Source organism: Shinella yambaruensis (assembly GCF_022899355.1).
GTDB classification, from domain to species: Bacteria; Pseudomonadota; Alphaproteobacteria; order Rhizobiales; family Rhizobiaceae; genus Shinella; species Shinella yambaruensis.
Window position 1 is genome coordinate 316,722 of sequence record NZ_JALJCK010000004.1, and the last position, 16,056, is coordinate 332,777.

The window sequence follows — 16,056 nt, forward strand, 5'->3', positions numbered from 1 at the left end:
AGGGAATGCCATGAACCGCGAAACCATCAATGCCAAGAACGCACCCACCCCGCGCGGCGGTTATTCGCAGGCCGTCAAGATCGAGGATTTCAAGAAGCTGCTGTTCATCAGCGGCCAGATTCCCGTGTCGGACGACGACAAGGTGCCGGAAACGTTCGAGGAACAGGCGCGGCTCGTCTGGCGCAACATCGATGCGCAGCTGAAGGCGGCGGGCATGTCCAAGGCCGATCTCGTCAAGGTGACGACGTTTCTCTCCGACCGGCACCACGCGACCGCCAACCGCGAGATCCGCAGCGAATATCTCGGCGCCATCGCCCCGGCGATGAGCGTCGTCATCTGCGCGATCTTCGATGAGAAGTGGATGCTCGAGGTCGAGGCCATCGCGGCACAATAACGCGTGGGACCCGTCCCGCGTTTCCCTATCCGTTTTGCCGGAGGCAGGATGTTCAGAAAGATCCTCATCGCCAACCGCGGCGAAATCGCCTGCCGCGTCATCCGCACCGCCCGCCGCATGGGCGTTGCGACGGTCGCCGTCTATTCCGACGCCGACCGGCAAGCCCTGCATGTCGCCATGGCCGACGAGGCGATCCGCATCGGCCCGGCGGAGGCGGCGAAAAGCTATCTGGACATCCCCGCCATCATCGCGGCTGCCAAGGCGAGCGGCGCGGAGGCGGTGCATCCCGGCTACGGCTTCCTCTCGGAGAATCCCGATTTCGTCGAGGCGGTGGAGGCGGCCGGCCTCGTCTTCATCGGCCCCTCGGCAAACGCCATCCGGGCCATGGGGCTGAAGGACGCCGCCAAGGCGCTGATGGAAAAGGCCGGCGTGCCGGTCGTGCCGGGCTATCACGGCGAACGGCAGGAGGCCGATTTCCTCGCCGGCGAGGCGGCGGCGATCGGCTATCCGGTGCTGATCAAGGCCCGCGCCGGCGGCGGCGGCAAGGGCATGCGGCGGGTGGAGCGGCCTGCCGATTTTACCGCCGCGCTCGAAAGCGCCCGGCGCGAGGCGGAAAGCGCCTTCGGCGACGGCCGCGTGCTGGTCGAGAAATACATGGCAAAACCCCGCCATATCGAGGTGCAGGTCTTCGGCGACGGGCACGGTAATGTCGTGCATCTCTTCGAGCGTGACTGCTCGCTCCAGCGCCGGCACCAGAAGGTTATCGAGGAAGCGCCCGCGCCCGGCATGACGACGGAGATGCGGGCCGTGATGGGTGCGGCCGCGGTGCGCGCGGCGGCGGCCATCGGCTACAGCGGCGCCGGCACCGTCGAATTCATCGCCGACGTCTCCAAAGGCCTGCGGCAGGACCGCTTCTACTTCATGGAGATGAACACGCGCCTGCAGGTCGAACATCCGGTGACGGAGGCCATTACCGGCCTCGACCTCGTGGAATGGCAGCTGCGCGTCGCCGCCGGCGAGCCCTTGCCGAAGCGGCAGGAGGACCTTGTCATCGACGGCTGGGCCTTCGAGGCCCGGCTCTATGCGGAAAACCCGGCTCGCGACTTTCTGCCGGCGACCGGCCGCCTCACCGTCTTCGACCTGCCGGGCGAAGCCCGCATCGATTCGGGTGTACGCGCGGGCGACATCATCACCCCCTATTACGACCCGATGATCGCCAAGGTGATCACCCATGGCCGCGACCGCAAGGAGGCGCTGGCGCGGCTCGAAGCGGCACTCGCCGCCTGCCGCGTCGGCGGACTGACGACCAATGCCGGTTTTCTCGCCCGTCTCTGCCGCCTGCCGGCCTTCGCCGCGGGCGATGTCGATACGGGCCTCATCGGCCGGGCCGGCGAGGGACTGCTGGCCGATCCGGATGCCTCCGAGGAGGTCTTTACGCTCGCCGCCCTCTCGGCGCTCGGTTTTCTCGATGCGCCGGCCGATCCGGATCCGTGGGGTCATGTCCGCGGTTTCCGCCTGTGGGGGAATGCGGCCCAGACCGTCTTTCTCGATCATGGCGGCGCGGAACATGCCTTGCGTGTCACCGCGCTTGGCAAGGATCGCTTCCGCATCGACCATGACGGCATGGCAACGGATATCCGCGTGCAATCGGCGGATGGTCGCGCCGTCCAGGCGGAGTTCGACGGGCATCTCCTGCCCGCGACGATCCACCGGGAAGGCGCCGATATCGCCGTCTTCTTCGCCGGCCACGGCCATGCCTTCGCGGTCACGCAGGAGGCCGGACATCAGGGCGAGGCGGCGGCAGGCGGCGACCGGCTCCTGGCCCCCATGCCGGGGCTGGTGCGCATCGTCTCCGTCGCGCCGGGCGCGCGCGTCGCGCGCGGCGATGCGCTGGTGACCATGGAGGCGATGAAGATGGAGCTGGTGCTGGCTGCCCCGCGCGATGGCGTCGTGGCGGCGGTACCCGTCGCCGCGGGCGACCAGGTGGCGGAAGGCGCCCTGCTTTTGGCGCTGGAGCCGGAGGAGGCCGCATGAGCCGGCGCGTCGAGATTGTCGAGATGGCCGCCCGCGACGGCCTGCAGAACGAGAAGGCGATCATCCCCGCCGCCGACAAGATCGCGCTGATCGATCGCCTGTCGGATTGCGGCTTCCGGCGCATCGAGGCGACGAGCTTCGTCAGCCCGAAATGGGTGCCGCAGCTTGCGGACGGTGCCGAGGTGATGGCCGGCATCGCGCGTCGGCCCGGTGTTTCCTATGCGGCGCTGGTGCCCAACATGAAGGGCTACGAGGCGGCAAAGGCCGCCGGTGTCGACGAGGTCGCCGTCTTCCTCTCCGCTTCCGAAGGCTTTTCGCGGGCCAACCTCAACTGCTCGATCGCCGAGAGCATCGAGCGTGCCCGGCCCGTCGCCGACGCGGCGAGGGTGGACGGCATTCCGCTGCGCGGCTATGTCAGCTGCGTCGTGCAGTGCCCCTATGACGGGCCGGTGGAGCCCTCCGCCGTGGCGCGGGTGACCGGGCAATTGCTGGACCTCGGCTGCCACGAGGTGAGCCTCGGCGACACGATTGGCCGCGCCCGCCCGGAAGAGGTCGCGGCCATGCTGGCCGTCGTAACTGCCGCCGCCGCGCCGGAGAGGCTCGCCGGCCATTTCCACGATACGGGCGGGATGGCGCTCGACAATATCCGCGTCGCGCTCGATCATGGGCTCGCCGTCTTCGATGCCTCGGTCGGCGGGCTTGGCGGTTGCCCCTATGCACCGGGCGCGCGCGGAAATGTGGATACGCTGGCCGTCGCCGACATGCTGGCGGGGCAAGGCTATGAGACGGGGCTGGATCGCACGCGGCTCCTCGCCGCCGCCGCCTTCGCCCGCCGCATCGCCGGCAAGGAGACGCCGGGCGCGCGAGTCTAGAGGATTTCCGGCCGAAGCGGCACCGCTTCGGCGCTGGTAAATGCGGTGGAAACAAGAATCTGGAGCCGTTCCAGTCCGGATGTTCAGTGTTCAGCCAGGAGGAGTGCCGTCATGAATTTCGAGACGATTTCCGTATCCGTCGACCGGCGCGGCGTGGCCGCGCTGACGCTGCGCCGCCATGCGCAGCACAATGCGCTGTCCGGCCTGATGATCCGCGAACTGACGGTCGTCGCGGGTCTTCTCGGCGAGGACCGCGCGGTGCGCCTCGTCGTGCTGACGGGAGAGGGCGAAAGCTTCTGCGCCGGCGGCGATCTCAACTGGATGAAGGAGCAGATCGCCGCCACGCGCGAAGAGCGGATCGTCGAGGCGCGCCGGCTCGCCCTGATGCTGAAGGCGTTGTGCGACCTGCCGAAGCCGCTCGTCGCCCGGGTCAACGGCCAGGCCTATGGCGGCGGCGTCGGCCTCGTCAGCGTCTGCGATGCGGCGATCGCCGTGGAGGGCGCGCGCTTCGGCCTGACGGAAACCCGCCTCGGCCTCATCCCGGCGACGATCAGCCCCTATGTCGCCGCCCGCATCGGCCCCGCCGCCTTCCTTCGCCTTGCGACGTCCGCCCGCCTGTTCGATGCGGCGGCGGCGCGGGGCATCGGGCTCTTGAGCGGCATCGTGGCGCCCGACTCGCTGGACGAGGCGGTCGAGGCGGAGATCGCCCCCTATTTCGCGGCGTCTCCCGAGGCGGTTGCCGCGACGAAGGCCCTTGCGCATGCGCTCGCTTCGCCGATCGACGAGAAGGTCATCGAGATGACGCTGACGCGGCTGGCCGATACCTGGGAAACGCCGGAAGCGGCGGAAGGGATCGCGGCGTTTCTGGAGAAGCGCAAGGCGGGGTGGGTGCTGGCGGATACGGCGAGGTAATGTTCCGGTGACATTGAGGCTCTGGCTTGGCCCCTCACCCTAACCCTCTCCCCGCAAGCGGGAGAGGGGACGTGCCCCACGAGCAGTTATTGTTTGAGGAAACCGGCGCGGCATATCCCCTTCGCCCCGCTTGCGGGGAGAAGGTGCCGGCAGGCGGATGAGGGGCAACCCCTGCTACTCGATGAACACCCTGACGCTCGCCGCCCGCCCGGCGGCGTCGATGACGGTCAGCGTCGAGAAACCGGCGCCCTCCGGCATCCACTGCGTCGTGCGCCGGCGCGAGGCATCGGGCAGGACCTTGCCGTTGGCAAGCCAGCGGAAGGGCGCGCGGCCGCCCTGGAGCTTGAGCACGAGCGGGGAGATGGCCGCGCCCGTCGTCGCACCGAGCTCCACATGGGCGCCTTCCGGCGGATAGACGATCTCCGGCGCCGGTTCGCGCGCCGTCGTGGCAACGAGGCCGCTTGCCGTGGTCGAGAAGCGGCGGAGGCTCGCCGGTAGCTCGGATTGCGCAATGCGCACCGCGCCGGCCGGTGCCTGCGGCAGCGCCGTGATGGCGAGGCCGGACCGGGCGAAGGCTTCGAACAGGATGGGCGCGGCGGCGCCATAGCCGGTCAGGCCCGGCACGGCGCCGTTGTCGGCCCGGCCGACCCAGACGCCCAGCACATGGCGGCCGTCATAGCCGACGGACCAGGCATCGCGGTAGCCGTAGCTCGTGCCGGTCTTGTAGGCGATGCCGAGGCGGCGGCTGCCGGCCGGCGGCGTGACACCGGAGAGCGCATCCGAGACATGCCAGACGGCGACGGGATCGAGCAGCGGGTCGCCCGTTATCACCGCCGCATCGCGCACGATGCCGTCGCCGAGGCGCACCGGCATGCCGCGATTGGCAAGCGCGGCATAGAGCTGGGTGAGATCGCGCAGCGTGATGCCGACGCCGCCAAGGCCGATGGCAAGGCCGGGCGTTTCGCCCGGCGGCAGTTCGGGATGCACCTCGGCGCGGCGGAAGCGCACCATCAGCCGCGTCGGGCCGACCGCCTCCAGGAGGCGCACGGCAGGCACGTTCAGCGACAGCTGCAGCGCCTTGCGCACGCTGACGTCGCCCTGGTAGGTCATGTCGAAATTGCGCGGCCGGTAGCCGGAAAAATCGGCCGGCCGGTCCTCGACGATGGTCTCCTGCGCGACGAGGCCTTCCTCGAAGGCGAGGCCATAGATGAAGGGCTTCAGCGCCGAACCGGGCGAGCGGCGGATGCGCGTCATGTCGATCCAGCCGGCACGGCCGCCGTCGAAATAGTCCGCCGAGCCGACCTCGCCGAGGATGTCGCCGGTGCGGGCATCGGCCATCACCATGGCGATCGAGACCTTCGGGCCGAGCCGCTCGGCCGCCTCGCGCGCCACCGTCTCCAGCCCGTCCTGCACGGTGCGGTCGAGCGTCGTCCTGTGTTCGGTTGCCCTGGCATCCTTGCGCAGCGCAAGCTCCGAAAGGTGGGCGGCATAGGCGGGAAGCTGGCGGCGGCGGTCGGGCACCGCCTCGGCGCTCGCGCGCTCCGCCTCGCCTTCGCCGATGACCTCGGAAACGGCCATGCGGGTCAGCACGCGCTCGCGCGCCTTTTCCGCACTCGCACGGTGCCGGTCCGGCCGGCGCTTTTCGGGAAGCTGCGGCAGGGCGACGAGAAGGGCGGCTTCGGCGACGGAAAGACGCTTCGGCTCCTTGCCGAACCAGGCGAGGCTCGCGGCGCGCACGCCCTCCAAGTTGCCGCCATAGGGGGCGAGCGTCAGGTAGAGATCGAGGATCTCGGCCTTGGAGAGGCGCCGTTCGAGCTGGATGGCGCGGGCCATCTGGCGCAGCTTGGCCAGCATCGAGCGGTTCTCGCGCGGCTCGATCAGCCGGGCGACCTGCATGGAGAGCGTGGAGGCGCCGGAGACGATGCGGCCATTCGTGACGAACTGCCCGGCCGCGCGCAGCAGCGCCAGCGGATCGACGCCCGCATGCTCGTGGAACCGCCGGTCCTCATAGGCGACGAGCATGCGCAGGAACTGCGGATCGACATCGGCGGCCGTGGTCTTCAGCCGCCAGAGCCCGTCCGGCGTCGCGAAGGCGCGCAGCAGGCGGCCGTCCCGGTCGAGCACTTCCTTCGAGACGATATCCGCCACGTCGACCGGCGGCGGATAGGCGCGATCGGCATGGTCGAGCCCGGCGGCGAGGGCGACGATGAACGCCGCCCCGCCGAGGGAGCCGATCAGGAGCTTGCGCCAGAGCGCCATCGGCCGGGCTCCCTACTCGGCCTTGACGACCTGCATGCGGCCGGTCGCCGTGCGGGCGGAATATTGCGGACGGTACATGTCCTCCACCTGCGCGGCCGGGTGGTCGTAGGTGCCCGGGGTCACGGCGCGCACGACATAGGCGAGCGTCACCTCGCGGTTGTCGCCCGCGCTGCGGTTGAAGGCCGCGACGAAACGGTCGTAGCGGAACTCCGTATGGGCCGGCTCGATCTCGCCGATCCAGTCGAAATTCGCCAGCTTCGCGCTGTCGACGAGGCTCGGATTGTCGATCTCGAAACCGGCGGGCAGGAGATCGGTGATGATGATGCGCGACGGCCAGTCATTGTGCTCCGTCACCTTCAGCACCACGACGTAGCGCTCGTTCTGCGTCGCCTCGGAGACGTTCGCCTCCTCGCCGTCGAGCGTGTAGTAGCTGCGCTCGATGGCAAAGCCGTCGCCGCCGGCCGGCAGCGGATCGGCCGGCGCCGCGACCGTCGTCAGCATGGCCGAGACGGGCTCGCCGGAGCGGTTGGCAACCGTCAGCGGGTTGTCCATCAGCGCCTTGCCCGTCATCTGCGCGGCATAGCCGCCCGAATGCGCGGTGCCGTTGATCTCGAGTGCCAGGCCCTTGTCGGCATCCTTCACGGAACGGGCGGCGAGCAGCATCCAGGTCTGTTCCTGCGTGCTGGTCCAGCGCTTGTCCTCCCACTGCTTGGCGACCAGCTTCGTCAGGTCCGGGATGATGGTCGGAACCGGACGCGCCTCGGCGGCCAGCGCCAGGATGGCGGCGCCGTCGCGCAGCGACGAACCGTAGTCGGTGCGCGAGAGGCTGGCGTTCATCACGCTGTCGCGCGACAGGCCGAGCGCATTGGAGAAGATCGTCATCGAGCGCTGGGCATCGCCGTAGAGCCCGAGCGCAGCGGCAAGATGCGCGCGGGAGAGCGGCGAGGAGAACTCCGAGAGCTTCGTGTCGGCATAGTAGCGCAGGTCGCTGATGGCCGCCTTGCGGTTGCGGGCGAGCACATAGAGCGCATAGGCGATCTCGTTGCCCTGGCTGGAGACGTTGACGTCGTAGGAGAGCGCGTTCTGCAGGTTGGAAAGCGCCTGCAGCATGGCCTGTTCCGGCACGTCGAACTTCTGCTCGCGGGCCCGCGTCAGGAAGTCCGTGACGAAGGCATCGAGCCACAGGTCGCCGTAGCTCGGCCCCCAGAGGCCGAAGCTGCCGGAGGAGGACTGGTTGGCGAGCACCCGGTAGATCGCATCCTGCACGCGCTTTTGCGTTTCCGTGTCCTCGACAAGGCCGGACTGCTTGGAAAGCTCGCTGAGATAGAGCAGCGGCAGCGCGCGGCTGGTCGTCTGCTCCGTGCAGCCATAGGGATAGCGGTCGAGCGCCATCAGGAGCGCCGGGATGTCGAAGGCCGCGGCGCGCGAAACGCTGAGGCTGACGGAGGCGCCGGCAAGCTGGCTGTCGGCCAGAAGCTGGTCGTCGATCGTCAGGCTGCCATTGGCGGCGATCTCGATCGGCCGGCGCGTGGTGATCGGCATGGCGGCCGGGCGCACCGGCACGTTGAGCGCCTGTTCCAGCGACAGGCCGGCGCCGTTCGAGAGCTTGACCGTCACGACGCCGTCGCCGGCCTCGCCGCCGATCAGCGGCAGGGTGAGCGCCGACTTGCCGCCGGGCTCGAGCCGCAGCGTCCGGCCGGCACCGGTCTGCTCGACCATCACGGAGGCGTTGTGGGTGACCTCGACCGTGTAGTCGCCGGCCGGGGCATCGGTATTGGCGATGTCGAGCCTCAGGTCGGCGCGGTCCCCGGGGGCGAGGAATTTCGGCAGGCTCGCGGTCACGACGACGGGATCGCGGATGACGACGTCCTTCGATGTGCTGCCGACGCCGGTCTTCGTCCAGGCGACGGTCATGATGCGGGCCGTGCCGTTGAACTGCGGGATGTCGAAGCTGACCCTGGCCTTGCCTTCGGCATCGAGCTTCACGGGACCGGCGAAGAAGGCGACGAGCTTTTCGGTCGGCGGATTGCCCGACAGCGCCCCTTCGCCGCCATCACCGCCGGTGCGCAGCCGCCCCGTGGTGCCGAGCGAACCGTCGATCAACCGGCCGTAGAGGTCGCGGATCTCCATGCCGAGCCGGCGCTGGCCGAAGTACCAGCCGGCCGGATCGGGCGCTTCGTAGCGGGTGAGGTTGAGGATGCCGACATCGACGGCGGCGACCGTGACATAGGCCTCCTCGTTCGCGCCCGCACCGTTGATCGCAAGCGCGATGTCGAGCGGCTGGCGCGGCAGCGTCTTTTCCGGCACGTCGAGCGCGACGTTCAGCTTGCGGTCGGCGGGATCGACCTTCAGCCAGGTGATGCCGATGGCGCGCATCGGCATGCGGCTTTCCTGGTCGGTGCCCGGACGGAAGAGCGTCGCGGTGACATAGGAGCCAGGCCCCCATTCCCTGGTGACCGGGATTTCCACCTCGCCGCCCTCGGCGCCGATGGCGGCGGTCTTCGTGGCGATCAGGCTTTCGGCGCCGACGGTGATCAGCACCTGGCCGGCATGGCGCGGCGAGATCTTCAGCCTGGCCGTGTCGCCGACCGCATAGTTTTCCTTGTCGAGCGAGATTTCCAGTGCGTCCGGCGTTTCCGTCGAGGTCGCGGCGACGTACCAGCCGGCGTCGAACTCGATGCTGGTCGCCGGGCCGTCCGGCTCGGCGCTTTCCACTTCGAGGCGATAGCGGCCCCAGGTGACCGGCACCGAGATGCGCCCGCCATCCGCGCCGGCATCGACCGTGCCATTGGCGATCTGCCTGGTCGCAAGGACCGGCTCGTAGCGCCACGAGCTGCCCTCGCGATACCATTGGTAGTTCCGCTCGACGGCGAGCAGCTTCCAGGGCATGCCCTGCATCGCCTGCCTGGAGCCATCCGGCGCCACGGCGACGACATGGAAGTTGGCGACGCTGTTCTCCGGAAGCTCGCCGGTAAATTCCGGCTTCACGCCGATCATCGTGCCGGGTGCCCTGACCGGCAGGGTGAGGTTGCGTTCGACGGCGCGGCCGCCTTCCTCCATCATGCGCAGCGTGACCAGCGCCTCGAGGCGCTGGGTGGTCGAGGGAAGGTCGGCGACGTTCACCTCGAAGGTCGCCCTGCCGTCGTCGTCGAGCACGTCGAGGTCTTCGAGCGAGGTGGTGCTCTCCTCGAGCGCCTCCTCGTCGGCAAGGCCGAAGACATAGCCGGGGAAGGCGGCGTCCTGGCGCGTCGGCTTCAGCGCGACGTCGCCTTCGATTTCAAGGCCGGCGCCCGGTGCGCCGTAGAGATAGCGACCCTCGACGGAGACTTCGGCGGGAACGCCGGCCTCGATGGCCTTCGCCTCGCTCGTCATGTCGAATTCGATGCGGTCGGGCACGAAATCATCGACGAGGAACTGTTTTTCGCCGATCGCCGTGCCCTTGGGATCGGTGAAGATCTGCATGGTCCAGGTGCCGCGCATGCTGTTTTCCTGCAGCGGCAGGTCGACGGCATGGCCGCCGAGCGCGGCCCCATCGCTGACGATGCGGCGGTCCTCCACGCCGTCCGGGCGGTTGAAGACGAAGGTGAGCGGCAGTTTTTCCACGGCATTGGCTTCGATGTCGCGGGCGAGCGCCGTCGCGTGCACCGTCTCGCCGGCGCGGTAGATGCCGCGCTCGGTCCAGGCGAGCACGTCGATGGCGCCCGGTGCCGGGCGGCCGGTGACGCCGCGGTCGGAAAGGTCGAAGCCGGCGCGCGTCATGTCGAGGAAGACGAAGTCCGACGTGCCCTTCTTCGCGAGGATCACGGCGGGCGTGTTGGCGGCGGTGCCGCGCATCAGGCCGGCGGTGAAGGTCGCCCGGCCATCCGCATCGGTCGTCGCGGTGCCGAGCACCTCGTTGTTCTTGGCGATCAGCTGGAGCTCGACGCCGTCGAGCGGTCCGGCGCTGTCGAGCGAGCGGGCGAAGACGTTGAGGCCGTCCGTGCCGGCATAGGTGGTGAGGCCGACATCCGAGACGACGAACCATTGCGTCGCCTTGGCATCCCATTCGTTCGAGCGGCCGTTCGAGGCGGCGGCGGTCAGGACGTAGACGCCGGGCTTGCGTTCCGGCAGCGCCTCGTCGACCGGGAAGCTGGTGACGACGTCCTTGTTGAGCTCGGGCGAGATGTCGATCTTGCCTTCCCAGACCAGTTCGCCGTTCTCGTTTTCGATGCGGCTGGCGGAATAGCCGTCGAGCTGGGTGAGGAAGCGGCTTTCGGAAAGCAGCGAGGTGATCGCGCGGTCACCGACGCGGTAGAGCTTCAGGTCGGCGCTGTCGGTGTTGACGGAAACGATCGGGATGCCGCGGCGCACGCTTCCCGGCAGCACGAAGCCGTCGCCCGTGAAGCGCACCATGGCGGCGCGGTCCTGCACATAGACGTCGAGGTCGACGGCGGAAGCCAGCGGCTCGTCCACGGCGGAGGGCAGGCCGGGGCGGAACGCGATCTTGTAGCGCTGGCCGTGGGTGAGGCCTTCGACGCAGATCTGCCGGTCCTTCGCCTCCACGGCCTTCGGCGCGGCGCCGTCGAGCGTGACGAAGGAAGCATAGTCCGCGCCGGACTTGACGAGCGGTTCGGAGAACTCGACGCAGGCGCGTGGGCTCGCGCTGTCGGAATCGATCGTGTGATTGACGACGCGGAAGCCCTGCCGGGCGCGAAGGCCGAGATAGGCCGAGCGCACAGCGACGTCCTCCTTCAGCGCGAGGCTCGCCTTGTAGGCGTTGATGCCGGCGCGGTAGTTGCTCGATTTGTCGAGCGTGTCGGCGAGCACGGCGAGTGCGCGGGCGCGGGTCTCCGTCGTGCGCGAAAGCTGGTAGGCGTTGATCGCCGCAAGCGCACCCTGGCTGGCGAGATAGCTGTTGTTGACGGCGCGGCCCATGGATTCGGCGGTCTCTATCCAGAGATAGTAGTCGTCCGGTGCGAGCTTGAGCGCGCCCCTGAAGGCGATCAGCGCCTGGTCGAAGCGGCTGGAGGCCGTCTCGATGCGGCCGAGCGAGGCGAGGCTTTCGGCGCCCTGGCCGGTGTGCTGGGTGGCAAGCGACAGGTTATCGCGGAAGGAGCGGGCATCGTTCATCATGTAGTCGCTGATGAAGGCCAAGGCCGGCGGCGCGCCGATATCGGCGGCGGCATCCGCGCGCACGATCTTGCCGGCAACGGCGCCCTGGAAATGGTTGAGCTGGTTGAAGTCGCTCTTCAGGAAGCACCACTTCACCTTGGGATTATAGGTGAAGGCGCGGCAGGACAGGTCGTCGATGCAGTCGGTCTTGCACTGGTCGAGCGTCACGTCCTGCACCGTGCGCAGGTCGAAACCGAAATAGTCGCTGTTTTCAGAGGTGACCACGGTGCGCGTTTCCTGTGCGCCTGCGGGAAGGGGAGGGGAGGCGACGGCAGCCAGAAGAAGTGCCGAGAAACCGAAGAATGCGCGCATAGACATGAAGTCCTCCTAACGCTGCCCATCTCGTTGCCGCCGCCACTGTCCAGACCCGGATGCGGCTTGTCAATCGAAAGACGGAGCGCGTCGGGAGGGCCGGAAGGGGTGGCGCATGGAACCAGGGGGAAGACGTTTCAGGTTTGCCGTTCAATCGCCGGGACCGCAAAATTTTTGGCGCGGCGTCGCGTTAACCTTTTGTTAACCATATCGGCGCAGACTTCGGATCACGGGCGAACGTTCTCTGTCATATCGCTGTAACAGCGGGCCGGTAGAAACTTCGTCAGACACGAAAGTCGTGTTTCGCAAGCGCGGTGACCACGGATGTACTGGCACCCGGGCGGAACACTTCCCCGGCCAGGCCGGGATGAGGAAGCGGGGGGATAACCCTCGCTTTTTTCATTTGCGCGCCGCCCTTTCGCGCTGGACCCTCCAGAAGGATTGCCCTACCCATGAAGCCCGCAGGACGGCCGTCCTGCCGGTTTCTCCCTGCTTTCCGGGACGGTTTCATGTCCGACGTCGCCCTCAATGTGTTGCCCATCTTCGCGCTGATCTTCATCGGCTGGCTGCTCGTGCGCACCGGTTACCTGCGGGAGGCGCTGGGCGAGGGGCTCGGGGAGTTCGTCTTCCGGGTGGCCGTTCCCGTCCTGCTGTTCCGCACCATCGCGGAGGCGGATTTCGCCGGGGAATCGCCGCTACGCATCTGGGTCGGCTATTTCGCCGGCGTCGCCTTCACCTGGACGGTGGCGCACCTCGTCGCCACGCTCGGCTTCAGGCGCGACCGGCGGATCGGCGTGCTCGCCGGCGTCTCCTCCGCCTTCGCCAACACCGTCTTCATCGGCCTGCCGCTGGTCTCGCGCATCGTCGGCGAGGAAGGGCTGGTGGCGATCTCGGTGCTGCTCTCCGTACACCTGCCCGTCATGATGATCGCCGGCACGATCCTGATGGAGCGGGCGGAACGCAAGGACGGCACGCGCGAGCCGCAGCGTATCGGCACGCTCCTCCTCGGCATCGGCAGGAGCCTGGTGCGCAATCCGCTGGTGATCGGCCTCGTCGCCGGGGCGCTGTTCCATACGGGTGGCGTGCCGCTCGCTGGCCCCGTGAAGGTGGTGGTCGACCAACTCGCAGGGGCGGCAGCGCCGGCGGCGCTCATCTCGATCGGTATGGCGCTCAACAAGTACAAGGTCGGCGGCAATGCCGGCATCGCGCTTGCGATGACCAGCCTCAAGCTCGTGCTGCTGCCGGGCTCCGTCTACGTCGCCTGCCGGCTGCTCGGCCTCAGCCCGGAATGGACGGCCGCCATGGTGCTGTGCTCGTCGGTGCCGACGGGCATCAATGCCTGGCTGCTCGCCAACCATTTCGGCGTCGGCCATGCGCTCGCCTCCTCGACGATCACCATGACGACGGCGCTCGGCGTCTTCACCGTCTCTTTCTGGGCCTGGCTTCTGGGGTGAAGCTGTTTCTTCGCTGCGGCAATAAAAAACCCGGCGCGATGGCCGGGTTTTTCGTCTCTAAAGCGCTGGCGTCTTACTGAGCCGGCTGTTCCGTCGTGGTGCCCTCGGTGGCGGTGCCGCCTTCGGCCGGGGCCGCGCCCTCGGTCGTCGTTGCGCTGCCTTCTGCGGGTGCGGCATCTTGCGTCGTCGTTGCGGCGCCATCGGCGGGCGCAGCACCTTCCGTCGTCGTGGCGGCGCCGTCAGCGGGAGCCGCGCCCTCGGTGGCGGTCGCGCCGTCGGCCGGCGCGGCGGAGCCTGCATCCGCGCCTTCGTTGGAGACGGTCGGCAGCGGCGCCGGATTGTCGGAAAGCGTGCGCAGATAGGCGATCAGGTTGGCGCGCTCGTCGTTCTTCTTCAGGCCGGCGAAGCCCATGGCGGTGCCGGGAACGTGCTTCTTCGGCGCTTCCAGGAAGTAGCTGAGGTGATCGTAGTCCCAGAGGACCTTGTGGCCTTCGGAGAAGGTGGTCATGCCGGCGGAATAGCTGAAGCCCTCATGCGAGGCGACCGGGCGGTTCACGATGTCCCAGAGACCGGGTCCGACCTTGTTCGGTCCGCCCTTCTCCGAGGTGTGACAGCTCGCACATTTCTTGAAGGCCGTTTCGCCGGCGGCCGCATCGGCGGTGGCGAGCAGCGTGGCGATCGGAACGGTTGCAGCGGCTTCGCCGCCGCCGGCTGCCTCGCCGCCGGTTTCCTCGGCCACGATCGCGAAGCCTTCCTTCTCGGGGGCGCCCGAATGGAAAATGCCTTCAGAAGCGATCGACACGGACATAAGTACGAAAACGGTGCCGAGCAGGGCACCCACGCCCATGTTCACATAAGAGTTCATCCAAACGCTCCCCTAGGAACCGGCGGACACACGCCGGCCAGTCTTGAAATCGCGCGGAACCTATGTCTTTTGCTGCTTCGTTGCAACAGTGATTGTAGCCCCCGCACTGAGACTTTTTGACACTTTTCCCGGGGGTTTTGAAGGGCTGCAGATGAATTCCGCCAATTTTGACAGGACCCTCGTCCTCATTCCCGCGCGCATGGCCTCGACCCGGCTTCCGGGCAAGCCGCTCGCCGATATTGCGGGCCTGCCGATGATCGTGCAGGTTGCGCGCCGCGCGGCCGAGGCCGATGTCGGGCGGATCGTCGTCGCCGTCGATCACCAGGATATCTTCGACGCGGTGGTGGCCGCCGGCTTCGAGGCGGTGATGACCCGCGTCGACCACCAGTCCGGTTCCGACCGCATCCATGAGGCGCTGACCAGGAGCGACCCCGGGGGCCGGGCCGAGATCATCATCAACGTGCAGGGCGACCTGCCGACGATCGACCCGGAAACGATCCGCGCCGCCCTTCGCCCGCTGGAGAACGCCGCGACCGACATCGCCACGCTGACCACCGAGATCCGCGACGAGGAGGAGAAGACCAACCCGAACGTCGTGAAGGTCGTCGGCTCGCCGCTTGGCGAGAACCGCCTGCGCGCCCTTTATTTCACGCGTGCGACGGCGCCGCACGGCAAGGGGCCGCTCTATCATCATATCGGCCTCTATGCCTATCGCCGAAAGGCGCTGGAAGCCTTCGTCGCGCTGAAGCCCTCGACGCTCGAAAAGCGGGAATCGCTGGAGCAGCTGCGCGCCCTCGAGGCGGGCATGCGCATCGATGCGGAGATCGTTGACACCGTTCCGCTGGGTGTCGATACTCCGGCCGACCTCGAAAAGGCCCGCGCGATGCTCGCGGCCAACCCCATCTGACACGGACCCTGCCATGATCATGAAGACCAACAGGATCGCCTTCCAGGGCGAGTTTGGCGCCAATTCCGACATGGCCAGCCGCGACATGTTCCCGAGCATGGAGCCGCTGCCCTGCCAGACCTTCGAGGATGCGTTCCTGGCCGTCGAGAATGGTGATGCCGACCTCGGCATGATCCCGATCGAGAACACGATCGCCGGCCGCGTCGCCGACATCCATCATCTGCTGCCGGAATCGCGGCTGCATATCGTCGGCGAATATTTCATGCCGATCCGCTTCCAGCTCATGGTGCTGCCGGGCGTGGCGAAGGACGAGATCCGCACCGTGCACAGCCATATCCACGCGCTCGGCCAGTGCCGCAAGATCGTACGCCTCAACGGCTGGAAGCCGGTGATCGCGGGCGATACGGCAGGGGCGGCCAAGCTCGTCGCGGAGACCGGCGACCGCACCATGGCGGCGCTCGCCCCGCGGCTTGCGGCCGATCTCTACGGCCTCTCCATCGTCGCGGAGAATGTCGAGGACACGGAAAGCAACGTCACCCGCTTCGTCGTGCTGTCGCGCGATGCGGCGCCGGCGGAACGCGACGGGGACGAGATCATCGTCACCACCTTCGTCTTCAACGTGCGCAACATTCCGGCGGCTCTCTACAAGGCGCTCGGCGGCTTTGCGACGAACGGCATCAACATGACGAAGCTGGAAAGCTACCAGATCGGCGGCAAGTTCTACGCCACGCAGTTCTATGCCGATATCGAGGGCCATCCGGATGACCTGCCGGTGCGCCGCGCGCTGGAGGAGCTGCGCTTCTTCTCCGAAAAGGTCCGCATCCTCGGCACCTATCGCGCCCATCCGATGCGTAGCGCCTTCTGAAACTTGACGATCGTCAGGCGGGCCGGAACCG

10 protein-coding genes are annotated in these 16,056 nt (G+C 67.9%); 7 read left to right on the forward strand and 3 right to left on the reverse strand.

What is annotated here, in order from left to right; genetic code table 11:
• Positions 1 to 10 precede the first annotated feature (10 nt).
• The 4 genes from MUU56_RS11495 (at position 11) to MUU56_RS11510 (ending at position 4,212) form a co-directional block, all read left to right on the forward strand.
• Positions 11 to 394: a RidA family protein gene (locus MUU56_RS11495; protein WP_244767435.1), complete on the forward strand. Its 384-nt coding sequence runs from the start codon at positions 11 to 13 to the stop codon at positions 392 to 394.
• Between the two features lie 48 nt (positions 395 to 442).
• Positions 443 to 2,428, forward strand: coding sequence for an acetyl-CoA carboxylase biotin carboxylase subunit (locus MUU56_RS11500; protein ID WP_244767436.1), 1,986 nt, complete (start codon positions 443 to 445; stop codon positions 2,426 to 2,428).
• Positions 2,425 to 3,300, forward strand: coding sequence for a hydroxymethylglutaryl-CoA lyase (locus tag MUU56_RS11505; RefSeq protein WP_244767437.1), 876 nt, complete (start codon positions 2,425 to 2,427; stop codon positions 3,298 to 3,300). The genes MUU56_RS11500 and MUU56_RS11505 overlap by 4 nt, the downstream gene beginning before the upstream one ends.
• Positions 3,301 to 3,411: 111 nt before the next feature.
• Positions 3,412 to 4,212, forward strand: a complete 801-nt coding sequence (locus MUU56_RS11510) for a crotonase/enoyl-CoA hydratase family protein (protein ID WP_244767438.1) — start codon at positions 3,412 to 3,414, stop codon at positions 4,210 to 4,212.
• Between the two features lie 174 nt (positions 4,213 to 4,386).
• Here MUU56_RS11510 and pbpC read toward each other — a convergent pair whose 3' ends face one another.
• Together pbpC and MUU56_RS11520 are read right to left on the reverse strand one after the other, a co-directional pair.
• Positions 4,387 to 6,471, reverse strand: a complete 2,085-nt coding sequence (gene pbpC / locus MUU56_RS11515; protein ID WP_244767439.1) for a penicillin-binding protein 1C — start codon at positions 6,469 to 6,471, stop codon at positions 4,387 to 4,389.
• Between the two features lie 12 nt (positions 6,472 to 6,483).
• Positions 6,484 to 11,934 (reverse strand): alpha-2-macroglobulin family protein, encoded by a 5,451-nt coding sequence (locus MUU56_RS11520; RefSeq protein WP_244767625.1) that lies wholly within the window; start codon positions 11,932 to 11,934, stop codon positions 6,484 to 6,486.
• A gap of 509 nt (positions 11,935 to 12,443) precedes the next feature.
• Here MUU56_RS11520 and MUU56_RS11525 point away from each other — a divergent pair.
• Positions 12,444 to 13,388, forward strand: coding sequence for an AEC family transporter (locus MUU56_RS11525; RefSeq protein ID WP_244767440.1), 945 nt, complete (start codon positions 12,444 to 12,446; stop codon positions 13,386 to 13,388).
• Positions 13,389 to 13,461: 73 nt separating this feature from the next.
• On the opposite strand, the gene MUU56_RS11530 is transcribed toward MUU56_RS11525, so the two are convergent.
• Positions 13,462 to 14,253, reverse strand: a complete 792-nt coding sequence (locus tag MUU56_RS11530; RefSeq protein ID WP_244767441.1) for a c-type cytochrome — start codon at positions 14,251 to 14,253, stop codon at positions 13,462 to 13,464.
• A 151-nt stretch (positions 14,254 to 14,404) separates the two neighbouring features.
• Between MUU56_RS11530 and MUU56_RS11535 the strand changes: the two genes are divergently transcribed.
• Together MUU56_RS11535 and MUU56_RS11540 are read left to right on the forward strand one after the other, a co-directional pair.
• Positions 14,405 to 15,160, forward strand: coding sequence for a 3-deoxy-manno-octulosonate cytidylyltransferase (locus tag MUU56_RS11535; RefSeq protein WP_244767442.1), 756 nt, complete (start codon positions 14,405 to 14,407; stop codon positions 15,158 to 15,160).
• A gap of 13 nt (positions 15,161 to 15,173) precedes the next feature.
• Positions 15,174 to 16,025 (forward strand): prephenate dehydratase, encoded by an 852-nt coding sequence (locus MUU56_RS11540; RefSeq protein ID WP_244767443.1) that lies wholly within the window; start codon positions 15,174 to 15,176, stop codon positions 16,023 to 16,025.
• Positions 16,026 to 16,056: the final 31 nt, after the last annotated feature.